The sequence below is a fragment of the Candidatus Leptovillus gracilis genome (assembly GCA_016716065.1).
GTDB lineage: Bacteria > Chloroflexota > Anaerolineae > Promineifilales > Promineifilaceae > Leptovillus > Leptovillus gracilis.
The window spans coordinates 23,028-36,136 of the sequence record JADJXA010000017.1 but is presented as its reverse complement, the minus strand read 5'-3'; the positions used below and the strand labels follow the sequence as shown (position 1 = coordinate 36,136).

Genomic DNA, 13,109 nt, shown 5'->3' with positions numbered 1-13,109 from the left:
TCCTTACGCAAAAACGAACCGCGTGTTGTATAATCTTGGCGTAGTTACCGAGTCAATCGGTTGGTTCATCATCATTTTACAAGAGAGTTCATGAGTGGGCACATCCATCACCATGAATGAAAACTCTAGGAGCGCAGGCGTCTCGCCTGCCAGGGCGGGCGGGTCACGCCCCCACGGAATACCGAATACGGATTACCGAACACCTACCTAGATTATCACGTTTACAGGAGCAGCCAATGAGCCAGGCAATTGCCCAATTGATTGTGCAGCGCGGCCCCAATCCCAATCAGGTGTTCGACTTGCTCGAAGACAAACTGACCATCGGCCGGTCGCCAACCAACGGCATTCCCATCACCGACCCAGAGATTTCGCGCAAACATGCCCAGCTTGTGCGCCAGGATAGCGGTTATGCGCTGGAGGATTTAGGCAGCACCAATGGCTCTTTTGTCAACGGCCGTCGCCTAGCCGGCCTGACGCCGCTGCACCATGGTGACGTGATTGACCTGGGAGAAGCCATCAGCCTGCTGTACGTCGTCGGCGCGCCAGAGGATGCGACACTCGTGGAGGGCGGTGGCAGTCTGGCCGAAGTAGACACGGTTCCCGAAGGTTTGGCCGCTCCAGTCTATACCCCACCGCCGCATCAGCCCCCGCCAGTCTATGAGGCCGACCCCAGGGTAGCGGCTCCGGCAGCCGCTCCAGACGCCGAGGCCAGGTCCATGTCTTGCGGGCAGCAGGTGTTGTTGGGCTGTGGTGGGCTGGTTTTTTTGCTCTTCCTGTGTGTGGCGACAGTATATTTTCTGGACGCCTATGACCAGGGACGATTGTTGTATTGTGGGGCATTGCGGCCGTTTTGGCAGCTTGTCCTCGGCCCCTTTGGTTTTGCGCCCATTTGTCCCTGATAACGTTGTGCGCCGAAATGCACAAAGGAACATCGTTTGACCGAAAATCCACGTCTCCGCCCGCTCGATTTTCAGTCTGTCCACCATATGGGGCAGCAAATGTGGTATCTGCGTGACCCGTTGCAGCTAACCCCTTACCAGCTCATCATGCCCCCGGCGCTGGCGCAAATGCTTGTTTTTTGCGATGGAACCCGCACACCAGCCGAAATCCACGCCGCGTTTTGCCGCCAGATGGGGCAGATGGTGGACTATGGCATCGTCTATGACGCTCTGGAGCAGTTGGACAAAGCATGTTTGCTTGAAAACGGCCGTTCGCGCCAGGTTCAGGCCGAGATGCTCAAGGCGTATCGCGCCCAACCGCATCGCCCGCCGGCCCTGGCCGGATTAAGCTATCCAGACGAGCCACAGGCGCTGACAGCTTTGTTGCAGCAGTATGGCGCGGGCGATGACTTGAATGGTTGGCGACCCTGGCAGGGGCGAGGAATTATTTCGCCGCACATTGATTATCAGCGGGGTGGGCCGGTGTATGCCAAAGTTTGGCGGCGGGCGGAAACGGCCGTCGCCCAGGCCGACCTGGTTCTTATCTTGGGCACAGACCACAACGGCAGCGCCGGTTCCGTAACGCTGACGCGGCAGGCTTACGCCACCCCCTATGGTGTGCTGCCCACCGACCTGACGCTGGTAGACCAACTGGCGGCAGCCATTGGCGAAGAAGCCGCCTATGCAGAGGAAATCCACCACCGGCAGGAACATTCCATCGAACTATCGGCTGTCTGGCTGCATTACACCACGCAAAAATTGGGCCTGGCGCCCAAACTGATGGTTCCCATCCTGTGCGGCTCGTTTCACCATTTTGTGATGAACGGCCCTCACCCGTTCGAAGATGCTCGGTTAACGGCCGTCATCAAAACCCTGCAACGGGCCACGCAGGGCAAAAAAGTCCTGGCCGTCGCCTCGGTAGACTTCGCCCACGTCGGTCCCAATTTTGGCGACAGCTTTGTGATGGACGCGCCGCGCCGCGCCGCCTTGCAAGCGGCCGATGACCACCTGATGACCGCCATTTTGCGCGGCGATGCGGCCGATTTTTATGGGCAGATAACGGCCGTGCAAGACCGCAACCGCATTTGTGGTTTTTCCTCCATTTACCTGCTGCTGCGCTATCTGGGCAGCACAGGCGACGCGACAACCGCCGGCGACGGCCGTCGCGTCACCTACGCCCACTGCCCCGCCGACCCCCAGGACCATTCCCTCGTCTCCATCTCCGGCCTGCTGTTGGATTAACGGCCGTCATGTGCGCTCCGTGCTGCGTCAGGCGTCAGGCGTCATAAATGACCTACCACGTATGATAGATCCCCAATTGTTGTAAAAACTCAACAAAATACTTGACATATTCCCGATTTTGTTGTATTTTTACAACAGTCAATTTGTTGTATTATCCCGCATTGATAATCGGGTAAGCGGTCGTATGGCGAAAGAAGATCTCTTAGAAAATTATGCCGGCGTTCAAGAAGTTGGTGATCGCCTGAATATCCACCCGGAATCGGTGAGAAGGCTCATTCGCCAGGGCAAACTGCCGGCCATCAAATTTGGCAACAAGTGGCTGGTAGACAAATCTACACTGGAACAGTACGCCAGTCGTTACGACCCACGTCCAGGGAACAAAGCAACATTGTTGTAAATCAGGCGGCGTTCATCCAGGCCGACCTGACGCCTGACACGTTGGAAAGGGTATCCATATGCAAAGAGCACCTGAAATCGAAAATGTAGCTTGTATCCGCGTCGTGGGCGTGGGTGGTGGTGGCTGCAATGCCATCAACCGCATGATCAGCGAAGGCGTCACCGGCGTAGATTTCATCGCCGTGAATACGGATAATCAGGCCCTACACCTCTCCAACGCCTCGGTGCGCGTGCGCATTGGCGACAAATTGACCCGTGGCCTGGGGGCCGGCGGCAACCCGGAACAAGGGGAAAAAGCGGCCGCCGAATCTACCGAAGAACTGCACGAAGTCCTGACCGGTTCCGACATGGTGTTTGTAACGGCCGGGATGGGCGGCGGCACAGGCACAGGCGCCGCGCCCATCATCGCCAAAACGGCGCGGGAAATGGGCGCGTTAACCATCGGCGTCGTCACCCGACCCTTCCTGTTTGAAGGCAGCCACCGCACCAATGCCGCCGAACAAGGTATTGAACGACTCAAAGAATACGTGGATACGTTAATCGTTATTCCCAACGACCGCCTGCTGGAACTGACCGATAAACGTGTTTCCTTGAAAGATTCCTTCCGCATGGCCGACGACGTGCTGCGCCAGGGTATCCAGGGCATCAGCGAATTGATCACCATCCCCGGTCTGATCAATCTGGATTTTGCCGACGTGAAGACAATCATGTCTGAGGGCGGCGCGGCGTTAATGGCCGTAGGGCATGGCGCAGGCGATGACCGGGCGCGCATTGCCGCCGAACAGGCGATTAGCTCCCGCCTGTTGGATGTGACGATTGATGGAGCGCGGGGCATTCTGTTTAACGTGACCGGCGGACCAGACATGAGCCTGTACGAAGTGAACCAGGCTGCCGCCATTATCCGCGAGACCGCCCACCCGGACGCCAACATGATTTTTGGCGCAGTGATTGACGAAAACATGGGCGACGAAATGCGCATCACGGTGATTGCCACCGGATTTGATCATTCTTTGTCCCGCCGTCAATTGGTGCAGCAGCAGTACAGCCGCCCGGCGACGCCGGTTGTTACCCCGCCGCAGCGGCAAGCGCCGCCGCCCATCCCGGTTCGTGAGCGTGAACCTGAACCGGTGCAGCCTAAATTCACGCCTAACAATTTGGATATCCCTGCGTTTTTGCGCAGGCGATAGAGGCCGCCAACACCTTTGCTTTCGTTGAAGCGATTTGTGAATCGCTTGCGAAACACATCCCCTCTGCGTGCGCCCCCCTGTTCAATTGAACGGGGGGCGTATTTTTTTGCGTCATGGACCAAAGGTCGCCGACAACGTTGGACCCATGACATGAGAATGAGCAACGGCCGTTATGAATCTGCCCCCACGCCGGTTGCACAGCAATTCTCAATTTGAAATCCAGCCACAGGGGCGAGACGGCGCGGGAAAATGCCGTTCGCTGCGGCTGTTACCTGTCCGCGCCGTCCCGCCCCTACTAGCAACACCCAGGCAAATTGAGAACTGCTGCCGGCTGCAAAATGGGCTTGACCGTACCGGTTGGGAATGATAGAATTCCCTCCGCTTGCCCTCATCGTCTAGGGGACCAGGACGTAAGCCTTTCAAGCTTAAAACCGGAGTTCGAATCTCCGTGAGGGCATGATCATAAGCCTTGCTAAGATTCAATTAGTAAGGTGCGATTGAGAAACGACCGTAGACACCTTGGCCGGTATGCGGTCGTTTCGTTTTTTGGTAAATAATAAAAGCGTTACGTAAGTCTTAGGTAACGCCAAATGGCAATCGGCCTGTTTTCAGGTTTTGGCGGCCGCTTTGCGCAGGTTTTCGTAATAATCAACTCCGGATTGGGTAATTTCGTAGGGACTGTTATTAGTTGTCGGATTTTTCTTACTAGCTCCAGGGAATAGTCCCGCCCCAATCCACCTATTTATAGTTCTTGTTCCCACTTTATAGCGCTGAGCGAGTTGTTTAACAGAATAAACTTGCTCGGCAGTTTGCGTTTCCAATTCCTGAATATTTGTTTCATGTGCCATGTAGGACATTATAAGTCGGCCTGGCTTTTATGGGCAACAAACTCAAGCTTAAAATTATCTACCACCGGAATATAAGACATCTAGATGATTGGTGAAACGACAGTAGTGGCGAAATAATTGCGCCTGATCAACAAACTCGCCACTATTCAAAAACGCAGGGACAAATTATAATGCGCACCATGCTTACCTGAGACACTTCCTCTCCCTGGCTTCAACTGACACGTTCTCCCCCCCTGAAAAGGCCCAGCAATTTAGCTGGGCCTTTTTTTGTCCTGAAGTGGTTTCTGACCAGCAACTTATAAAACAAGCCGCATCGAGCGGCTTCTTTTTATGCGCCTTGCCCTGGCGCGGTGGCTGAAAGATCACTTCCCCTCGAAAATCCCCAAACCTACGCACAACACAAACAAGGGCTAACCACGTCAAAAGCTCTACAAGATAAACCCGGGCTGACCGCAGCGAAGACGCTGCGGTCAGGCGGCATACGCCGATTTATCGCTGTTCTGCCGGGCTGGGGTCAGCCGTCGGCCTCGCGCTCGAACTTTAGCCCGCTGCGGAAGACCGCAGCCCGCTAAAGTTCGAACACCGCGAGTGCGACGGCTTCCCGCGCCCGGACAGAACCCGCCTTGAGCGCCGATGCGGCGCTGCGGCGGCTTTTTAATTGAAAAGAAGGGGCGGCCGAAGCCCCGCCCCTTCTTGCTATTTTTTACGATGTTGCCTTTACGCCTACCGCCTGCCCGGAGGACCGGGCGCGGGGCGGGCAACATCGCAAAAAAGAGCATCTTCCCCGACTTCCCCCTGTCACCTTAATGGTAACACATCGCTACATAATTTTTTCCAAGCCTTGCCGAAAGAGGAACTTTCGGCAGTTTGAAAAAAATTACTCTGGCTTGCCGGACGCTTTGCAAACTCATTTTTTCCTCGAAGACTCGGAAAAAACGAGTTGTGCTGCGTCCTTTGCCCCCGTTGGCTTTACTGCCCCCGGAGGACCGGGGGTCAGGCCAACGGGGGCAAGTCGCTGCATCGCTCGCACGGAACACGGCAGCCGGAGGACCGGGCGGCCGTGTCCGGCGGTTTCGACGATGTGTTCCCATAGGTAACGACAGGGGGGTACAACTCGTATCGCCCACACAGTTAACCAAAGAAAAAAACAAAGAGGAGCATCAAATGAAATACATTATTTACGTCATGGTCAGTGAGTACGACGAAGAACCGTATGCCGAAGCCGAAACGCTTGAAGAGGCAGAACGCCTTCAAAACGAGATTGATGAGCAATTTTTCTTTTACGAACCTCGAATCGGGATTGAGTACGAAGTCGGGGAATCAGAAATACCATTCTAACAACAAAGCGGCCGGTCAGTAGATTACGAGTCACTGACCGGCCTAACGTCATCTATGAGGATAACATGAACATTTTAACAGATTACGACGCCTTTACAACTGAATACGACGAGATGCAAGAGCTTGCACAAATGAAACCTATCCCACCGCAGAACAATATCACATACGAAACACTGCGTAGCCATTACAAACCATTGTCTCTGCGCGAACGTGTCGAAATTCAACGACGCGAAGAAGCAGCAAAGCACCAAGCCCGGTATGGCAGCAATAAAACAGCCTCGAAGGGCTTGAAAATGCTGGAGAAGGCTCGGAAGGAAGCCGAACAGCCTAAACAACTTCGTCTTTTTTAGAGAGGAATTAATTTGACGGCCTAACGGCCGTAACTTACCGATTTACTGACCGGAAAACAAAACGGGGAACCTGGCTCCGCTTGGAAACTTAGCCAGATTCCCCAAAAGGAATAAACCTCATGCACAGTATAACCAAAATTACACCGGCTGACGACCTGGGCGGGATGGAATACCCGTTCCTGACCCAATTTCCCGATTGGGTCATTTACACCTATCCGCTAGACGCTGTGCCAGCACCCGCAAATCAAACGTTGCGCTGGGTAAAAGGCGACAAGGTCAGCGACCTGCACATCCTCGGAACAAATACTGAGCAATTTCTTTATGCTATGGGCCTCAAGCTGGACGTGGCTCGCAAAGGTCCGTTTGTACTCAGCAAACGGATCAGCCGCATCATGCGGCCGTATCGCTTCTACGAATTTCGCCGTTGCAATCAGGTCTCTATTGATTTCGCCACCGACATCTCCAATGCTGAATGGGATGGCTGCGCCCTGATCAGCCGCACTTACCTGGACGGCATGGCACGGCGCTACAGCGCCACCCATGCCGGACAACCTGAACACCAGATTGCCAGCCATTTGCGCGAGATCGAAACTTGCCAACGCTGGGAGATCACCATCATCCACGCAGATGGGCAAGAGAAAGGTCACGCGCTGGTCGTGGACGACCTGGCCGTTGACTTTCTTATTCCTGCCGGCGCAACCAAGCGCGAATTGGCGCTCGACGGCCGTGTGTTCATCGGCTTACAGCCGGTTCACAGCCACGACCACATGCGCCTGGACGTGCAAAGCCTGATCAATCTCTTTCCATTCTTTTCCGTCGAAAAATTGCTCGTCTGGCTGGCACAGGAAGCCGAACTCTTCCTAGACCGCATCAAAACCGGCCAACTTGACGTACTGCTCAGTCGCATCGAAAACATCCAATCCGATGAGCAGCTCGCGCAATTGCAGAAATGGTACATTGGCGAGTACATCGCCAGTGGGGGGAAACTGATGTGGTTTCCGGCCACCGTCAAAGCAATGGGGCGGCAATTCCTACGCCGCCTCAATCATGGCAGAGAAAACTTCCGCTTTCCCATTCCTGGTGGTCGCTTCTACATTTTCCCGGCCAGCGTCGGTCAGCGCGATGTGCCCGAAGGCCACATCGAGATTGACGCTCAGACCGCAACGGCCTGGGTCAACCAAACCGACTGGAACAATCACATAGTACAGGTGCTGGGTGGGGCAGATGGCGATGACGCGCTCTGGATTCATCAATTCACCGACTACGATGGCAGCAAACGGGTGCTGGCCTGGCGCAGCCCGAACCAGTTAGGAGAGTACGTCCTTTTCCAGCCGACAGATAATTGCTACACGATACCCTGGCAAATCAGCAGCACAACCGTTACATGGCCGCACATGGACAGCCGCAAGCTGCCTGCGCGGATCGACACGCTGAATTACACCTATGGAGAGCTGATCCCGTTTCCGCAATTCCATGCCGAACAGTACAGCATCGCCGCAATGGAACCGGCGATCAGCAACGCACTCACGAATGGGGGGATGCTCGGCGCGTACTGCAATGCGCTGATGGTACTCAAAGCCACCTACGGCGACGTGCCGCTAGAACTACCAGCACGCCTGGAAGACGTGATTGATGGTTCAGTCAAAGCCCCGGTGGACTTACGTCCCGTGGCTGACTGGATCCGCCTGGCAATGCGAGACATTGCCGCCGACCAATACGCCGCACTGCCGGCAGAACTAAGCCCACGCATTGAACCAGCACTTGACGCAGATACCATGAAGGCAGTGCAGATAAACCCTAATCACTGGTTCAGTAGCCTCATGCGCCAGGCTGAGTCACGCATTGACATCTTCATGCTGGAACTGAACAACCTGGCCGGAGAAGCCACGCCGCCCCTAGACATCTTCAAACATGGCACAGCCTGGCAAACCGAAGGCCAGACGCTCGTCGCACTGTATCAGCACGCGCTGCGAAGCAGCGGCCTGGACGCGGCAAACAATGCCGCGCTTGACCACGTTGTGAAGAACAACCAGGTCGAGACATTGCTGGGCGCAGCCGCCCATGTCTACAATCGCAGCCTCAGCGACGCGCTGCTCTGGCAGCCCGATCCCAAAGTACCAGGTGGCGCGGCCGGCCCGCGCCGGCCGGGACTAGCCCGGCTGTTCCTGAATGCGCTGCGACACATCGGCATAATCGGTGAACCAATTTGGCTCGGCAGCGCCGGAACGCTGCTGCACTTCGACCAAAAGCCCACCGGCGTCCCGGTGCAACTTAACGGCGTCTGGTTCAACTGGCTCAAAGTAAGGGACGGGCTATACGCAACCATGAGCGATGTCCCCAAAGACATCCGCACTCAAGCCAAAAAACTGGTTGCCGAACGAACCGCCGACTTCGTCGGCTTAACCATCTCTACCGAAATCACAGACGACGGCCGGATTGTCGCTCGTGGGCCATCTGGCCACACGCTGGCCTACATCCAGACCGGTCAGGAAATCCGCGTCATGGCTGAATCACGGTGGACAATCAGCCAGGCGCAGGCCAAAGACGGCAATCTGTACACCGTTTTGTGCCAAGCGTAATCTTGTGGTGGCGGGTGCAGCAGCGACCGCGCTGCACCCGCCACTATTTTTATTACACTGGTTTTTGTAAAGTAGTCAGCAGGGTAGGGCGGGCCTCGAAGACTCGGCCCGGCGCACGCAGCCCCGGTCGGGCGGAAGACCGCTCGACCACCGCTGTCTGTCCCCAATGCCGTCAGAGTTGGCGGAAAGACCGCCAACCGTGCGCGAAGAGCGAAGAAAAAAGCAAAGAGCGGGCTTAACAGCCCGACCGAAACGAAAGAAAAACGGGCTTAACAGCCCAACCCAAACAAACTCTTTAATTCCCAATCACACATTTGCAAGGAGACAAATCCCATGTATCAGAAAATCACCATCGTCGGCAACTTAGGACGCGATCCCGAAATGCGCTACCTGCCGGACGGCACGGCCGTGACCAGCCTCAATGTTGCGACCAGTCGCAAATACACCGACCGCGCAGGCAAATCCGTTGATGAAACAACCTGGTTCAAAGTCAGCGTCTGGAACAAGCAGGCGGAAAACGCCAATCAGTATCTCGCAAAAGGCAGCAAAGTTCTCGTCGAGGGCACACTGACCCCTGACCCGAACACTGGTGGCCCGCGCATCTGGAGCCGCCAAGATGGAACGGCCGGCGCATCGTTTGAAATCCGCGCCAATGATGTCCGCTATCTGTCCACTAGCAACGGAAATGGACGCGACAACCACGTTTCTCCCGAAAATCAACCGGAAGACGACCAAATTCCCTTCTAAACACTAACCACAAAGAGGCTAAGGCTTACGCCTTAGCCTCTTTTTTTGGAGGAAACATTCATGCACAAACCAACCACACCCAAACAAAAGCACATCATCATAAAAGTCGAAATCGCCATGAACATCGAAGGTGGCGATACAGGAGAACTGGAAGATGAAATCTCTGCCCTCCTGACACAAAACGGCATCGCCAACCCCGATAGCTTGATCCTGGACTGGCGATATTTAGAAATAAGTAAGGTTTTAGAAGCTCCTGACACAGAAATCGTGGAAGAAGAACTCTTTTGCCGTTACCACGCCGCATTAAAAGCCAAGACAGCGCCCGCTAAACTCATGTTTGCTAATCACTAACAAGGAATCTCAATGCCAAAGAACATCACTCAAGAAAACGAACCAGAACTTACCGCAATCTACATCATCATCGAAAATGGTGTAATCGAAGACGTGTATATGCCAGTCTTAGATAGCTGGGAAAAATACGTAGCCCTCGACCTGGACACTGATGACCCATATCTTGAACACAAAGTAAGCCGCCTGGTATCTATGCTTCATGATGCTGACTGTACAACTCATGTCGCCGTCTAAGGGGGAAGTCTCCCCCTGACTTCGGGTGCGCTCGATGCAGCATGTGGCCCCATCCCCATGCCGCTTCGGGCACACCCTCCATCACCCCCTCACGCGGACGTTCCCCCCGCAACCCCCCTAAGACCTCCGGCAAACCTGGCCGGAAGACCGGCCTTCGGCCGGTCTTCTTCGGCTTGCCCCGAAACTCGGCTGCGCCCTGCGGCACGTCCGGTGATGTCAGCGGCCTGCTGGTTACGGCTGCGAATAGGCGATGGTGAAGTTGTTTTCTCCATAAACCTCGTTGTACAGGGTTCTGCCCGACGAGGCAGGCTGGGCGATTTCTCCAGGGCTTCCCACTCGCCAGGCGCACCGTTGCTGTTGAATTTTTCCAACCACGTTCCTCCGCGTCAAAGTTGCTATGTTTTTGTTAGGCCAAGTTCTCCTTCCGTGTGTGTTTGTTTCCTGCTTAACGATTGCTCAAGGATATGAATCCGATCCAGTAGTCAACAGCCAATTTTTGCAAAATTGGCTGTTCCCCTGCGGTGACTCCTGGCTCTAGATTCAAATCTTTCTTGGCAATCAAGCAGGACAAACACAACTACAGGAGAACAAAAATGGCCTACAAAAACACTTATCGCACTTTGACACTACGGGAACGGGTTGAAATTCAACGACGCAACGAAAACAGCGCCCGGCTCGAACGGGAAGCCAAACTTCTGGAGAAATCGCAAGCCCAGCCGCTCGTCGAAAAGGCAGAACCCAAAACCGTACAACTCAGTTTATTTTAAGGAGAAAACAATGACCTACACCATCACCTGCTCTATTCGCACCTACATCGTAACCAGCCCCGCCGCCCGCGACATCATCCTCAACTTCCTCTTCCGCAAGGGCATCCCCTTCACACTCGAAAGCAAATAAGCCTCGAAAGAGGCTTATTTTTTGCCTTCGGCAAACCTGGCCGGAAGACCGGCCGCACGCGCAGCCCCGGTCGGGCGGAGGACCGCTCGACCGCCGCTGTCTGTCCCCAATGCCGTCAGAGTTGGCCGAAGACGGCCAACCGCGTGCAAAGGCACTCAAGCCCGAAGAAAAGCGGCCTTCGGCCGCTCTTCTTCGGCTTGCCCCGAAACTCGGCTGCGCCCCATGCCGCTGCGTCTCCCGCCTGCCAGGTGCGATCCCGGCCTTGACCCCAACTGGCCTTCGATGTTTGCCCCGCCGCCAATGCGCTACCACATAAACCCGAACCGTTGTTTTCGTTCGCCGCGCCGACTGCTACCCCCAGCGCCCTGCTGCGTGGTCATTGACCTGGTTCCTGCCCAAACCCCCGTTACCAATTGTGATTTTTCTCCTGAAACAAGATTCTCCTTCGTGATTTGGTTACTCAACAATTGCTCAAGGATATGAATCCAATCCAGTAGTCAACAGCCAATTTTTGCAAAATTGGCTGTTCCCCTGCGGTGACTCCTGGCTCTATGGATTCACATCTTTCTTGGCAATCGAGTAACACAAATTTCACTTAAGGAGAATCAAAAATGTTTCAGGAAATCACAATCATCGGTAACGTAGGTCAGGAACCCCAGGTCAGAACAACGACCACCGGCAAGCAGGTCGCCAATTTCTCGGTAGCAGTCAACGAACGCGCCGGCGAACAAGACAAAACAACCTGGTTCGGTGTGGTAGCGTGGAACAAATTGGCGGACGTAATGGACCAACATCTCCACAAAGGCCAGTTGGTAATGGTCAAGGGCACGGTATCAATCAAGACCTGGCAGGACAAAAACGGAGACACTCGCGCCAGCATGGAAATCAACGCAGACAAAATCAAGTTTCTGGGTGGCAAGCCAGAATAAAAGAGAGCGGCTCGAAAGAGCCGCTTTTTTTTGCTTTCGTGCCGCCCAGCAAAAAAGCCCCAGGCCGCTACCTATCCCCACCCGGGGCTGTACCTTTTGGGGCTGGGGGGAAGACCCCCCATCCCCAAAAGGGGCATCCTCTGGATGCCGAAGGTCTCAGATTGAGTTTTTGCCCGGCATAGTGGCAGCACCCAGGCACGGCCGTGCCCCATCCCCCTGCACCTTGCCACCATTTTTGTTGCCAATTGGCAACAAAAACCCACCAACTACAGGCTTAACAGCCTGTACTTGGTGAATACTGCCATCCCAACCTAGAAGGAGATACCTATGCAACATTCGCTCATTGACATGCAGGCTTACGACATGCGGCGCACAAAAACGCGCCGCCTGATCAAAGATATGCCTCCAGAAGAGCAGCCCTACACCCGCATGGATGCAGTCGGCCTGCGGGCACTAAGCACTGCCGAAGTCCTCGCCATCGCTCTCGGCAACAAAGACGGCCTCGACCTGGCTCAAGACCTCCTAACCTCGACCAACCATTTGCCAGGCATTGCCCGCAAAAACCGCCACGAACTGGCCACCCTACCAGGAATTGGGGAAATCACCGCCCGGCGACTGCTGGCAATCATGGAAATCGCCCGCAGATACCAGGCATTTCAATACCCGCCATCGTCCATAATCAAAACCCCACAAGAAGCAGCATATTACCTCATGGGCGACATGATGCACCTGGAACAAGAACACTTCGTCGTCATCTCTTTGGATACTCGCAATCACATCATAAACAAAACCACCATTTACATAGGCACACTCAACGCCATCCCAATCCGCATGAGCGAAATCTTTGAACCGGCCATTCGCTGCCGTGCCGCTGCGATCATCGTGGCCCACAACCATCCATCTGGCGACCCGGCCCCGTCTCCAGAAGACGTAAACGTAACGCGGATGATCGGCCAGGCCGGAGAGCTATTAGATATTCAGGTGATGGATCACATCATCATTGGCCTCAACGTATTTTACTCGCTCAAAGAGCGCGGACTTGGATTCGACTTCATTCCAAAATCCAAATAAGG

14 protein-coding genes and 1 tRNA gene are annotated in these 13,109 nt (G+C 54.8%); 14 read left to right on the top strand and 1 reads right to left on the bottom strand.

Annotation, left to right across the window (positions count from 1 at the left end; all coding sequences use genetic code 11):
• Positions 1-236 precede the first annotated feature (236 nt).
• From IPM39_25100 to IPM39_25080, 5 genes are all read left to right on the top strand, one after another.
• Positions 237-899 carry an FHA domain-containing protein gene (locus IPM39_25100; protein ID MBK8989302.1) on the top strand — a complete coding sequence of 221 codons (663 nt, stop codon included), beginning with the start codon at positions 237-239 and terminating at the stop codon, positions 897-899.
• Positions 900-935: 36 nt separating this feature from the next.
• Positions 936-2,180, top strand: coding sequence for an AmmeMemoRadiSam system protein B (gene amrB, locus IPM39_25095; protein MBK8989301.1), 1,245 nt, complete (start codon positions 936-938; stop codon positions 2,178-2,180).
• 184 nt (positions 2,181-2,364) lie between these two features.
• Positions 2,365-2,577, top strand: coding sequence for a helix-turn-helix domain-containing protein (locus tag IPM39_25090; protein ID MBK8989300.1), 213 nt, complete (start codon positions 2,365-2,367; stop codon positions 2,575-2,577).
• Between the two features lie 58 nt (positions 2,578-2,635).
• Entirely contained in the window at positions 2,636-3,763 is a 1,128-nt protein-coding gene (gene ftsZ, locus IPM39_25085; GenBank protein ID MBK8989299.1) for a cell division protein FtsZ, read from the top strand.
• A gap of 384 nt (positions 3,764-4,147) precedes the next feature.
• Positions 4,148-4,220, top strand: a tRNA-Glu gene (locus tag IPM39_25080).
• Positions 4,221-4,371: 151 nt separating this feature from the next.
• Here IPM39_25080 and IPM39_25075 read toward each other — a convergent pair.
• Positions 4,372-4,611, bottom strand: coding sequence for a hypothetical protein (locus IPM39_25075; protein ID MBK8989298.1), 240 nt, complete (start codon positions 4,609-4,611; stop codon positions 4,372-4,374).
• A gap of 1,164 nt (positions 4,612-5,775) precedes the next feature.
• Here IPM39_25075 and IPM39_25070 point away from each other — a divergent pair.
• The 9 genes from IPM39_25070 (at position 5,776) to radC (ending at position 13,107) form a co-directional block, all read left to right on the top strand.
• Positions 5,776-5,949, top strand: coding sequence for a hypothetical protein (locus tag IPM39_25070; protein ID MBK8989297.1), 174 nt, complete (start codon positions 5,776-5,778; stop codon positions 5,947-5,949).
• A 65-nt stretch (positions 5,950-6,014) separates the two neighbouring features.
• Positions 6,015-6,299, top strand: a complete 285-nt coding sequence (locus IPM39_25065) for a hypothetical protein (protein ID MBK8989296.1) — start codon at positions 6,015-6,017, stop codon at positions 6,297-6,299.
• 119 nt (positions 6,300-6,418) lie between these two features.
• Positions 6,419-8,878 carry a hypothetical protein gene (locus IPM39_25060; protein MBK8989295.1) on the top strand — a complete coding sequence of 820 codons (2,460 nt, stop codon included), beginning with the start codon at positions 6,419-6,421 and terminating at the stop codon, positions 8,876-8,878.
• Between the two features lie 333 nt (positions 8,879-9,211).
• Positions 9,212-9,625: a single-stranded DNA-binding protein gene (gene ssb / locus IPM39_25055; protein ID MBK8989294.1), complete on the top strand. Its 414-nt coding sequence runs from the start codon at positions 9,212-9,214 to the stop codon at positions 9,623-9,625.
• A 60-nt stretch (positions 9,626-9,685) separates the two neighbouring features.
• The gene (locus IPM39_25050; protein MBK8989293.1) at positions 9,686-9,976 is read left to right on the top strand and encodes a hypothetical protein; all 291 of its coding nucleotides are present in this window, start codon (positions 9,686-9,688) and stop codon (positions 9,974-9,976) included.
• Between the two features lie 12 nt (positions 9,977-9,988).
• Entirely contained in the window at positions 9,989-10,210 is a 222-nt protein-coding gene (locus IPM39_25045) for a hypothetical protein (protein ID MBK8989292.1), read from the top strand.
• 593 nt (positions 10,211-10,803) lie between these two features.
• A complete protein-coding gene (locus tag IPM39_25040) occupies positions 10,804-10,977 on the top strand; it encodes a hypothetical protein (GenBank protein ID MBK8989291.1) in 174 nt (57 codons plus the stop codon).
• Between the two features lie 741 nt (positions 10,978-11,718).
• Positions 11,719-12,036: a single-stranded DNA-binding protein gene (locus IPM39_25035; GenBank protein MBK8989290.1), complete on the top strand. Its 318-nt coding sequence runs from the start codon at positions 11,719-11,721 to the stop codon at positions 12,034-12,036.
• 327 nt (positions 12,037-12,363) lie between these two features.
• Complete coding sequence (gene radC, locus IPM39_25030; GenBank protein MBK8989289.1) at positions 12,364-13,107, top strand: DNA repair protein RadC; 744 nt, start codon at positions 12,364-12,366, stop codon at positions 13,105-13,107.
• Positions 13,108-13,109: the final 2 nt, after the last annotated feature.

Excerpts from the sequence above, each read along its gene's own strand:
- IPM39_25100 (MBK8989302.1), top strand. The coding sequence starts at position 237 with ATGAGCCAGGCAATTGCCCAATTGATTGTGCAGCGCGGCCCCAATCCC.
- IPM39_25090 (MBK8989300.1), top strand. The coding sequence starts at position 2,365 with ATGGCGAAAGAAGATCTCTTAGAAAATTATGCCGGCGTTCAAGAAGTT.
- ftsZ (MBK8989299.1), top strand. The coding sequence starts at position 2,636 with ATGCAAAGAGCACCTGAAATCGAAAATGTAGCTTGTATCCGCGTCGTG.
- IPM39_25075 (MBK8989298.1), bottom strand. The coding sequence starts at position 4,611 with ATGGCACATGAAACAAATATTCAGGAATTGGAAACGCAAACTGCCGAG.
- IPM39_25070 (MBK8989297.1), top strand. The coding sequence starts at position 5,776 with ATGAAATACATTATTTACGTCATGGTCAGTGAGTACGACGAAGAACCG.
- IPM39_25065 (MBK8989296.1), top strand. The coding sequence starts at position 6,015 with ATGAACATTTTAACAGATTACGACGCCTTTACAACTGAATACGACGAG.
- IPM39_25060 (MBK8989295.1), top strand. The coding sequence starts at position 6,419 with ATGCACAGTATAACCAAAATTACACCGGCTGACGACCTGGGCGGGATG.
- ssb (MBK8989294.1), top strand. The coding sequence starts at position 9,212 with ATGTATCAGAAAATCACCATCGTCGGCAACTTAGGACGCGATCCCGAA.
- IPM39_25050 (MBK8989293.1), top strand. The coding sequence starts at position 9,686 with ATGCACAAACCAACCACACCCAAACAAAAGCACATCATCATAAAAGTC.
- IPM39_25045 (MBK8989292.1), top strand. The coding sequence starts at position 9,989 with ATGCCAAAGAACATCACTCAAGAAAACGAACCAGAACTTACCGCAATC.
- IPM39_25040 (MBK8989291.1), top strand. The coding sequence starts at position 10,804 with ATGGCCTACAAAAACACTTATCGCACTTTGACACTACGGGAACGGGTT.
- IPM39_25035 (MBK8989290.1), top strand. The coding sequence starts at position 11,719 with ATGTTTCAGGAAATCACAATCATCGGTAACGTAGGTCAGGAACCCCAG.
- radC (MBK8989289.1), top strand. The coding sequence starts at position 12,364 with ATGCAACATTCGCTCATTGACATGCAGGCTTACGACATGCGGCGCACA.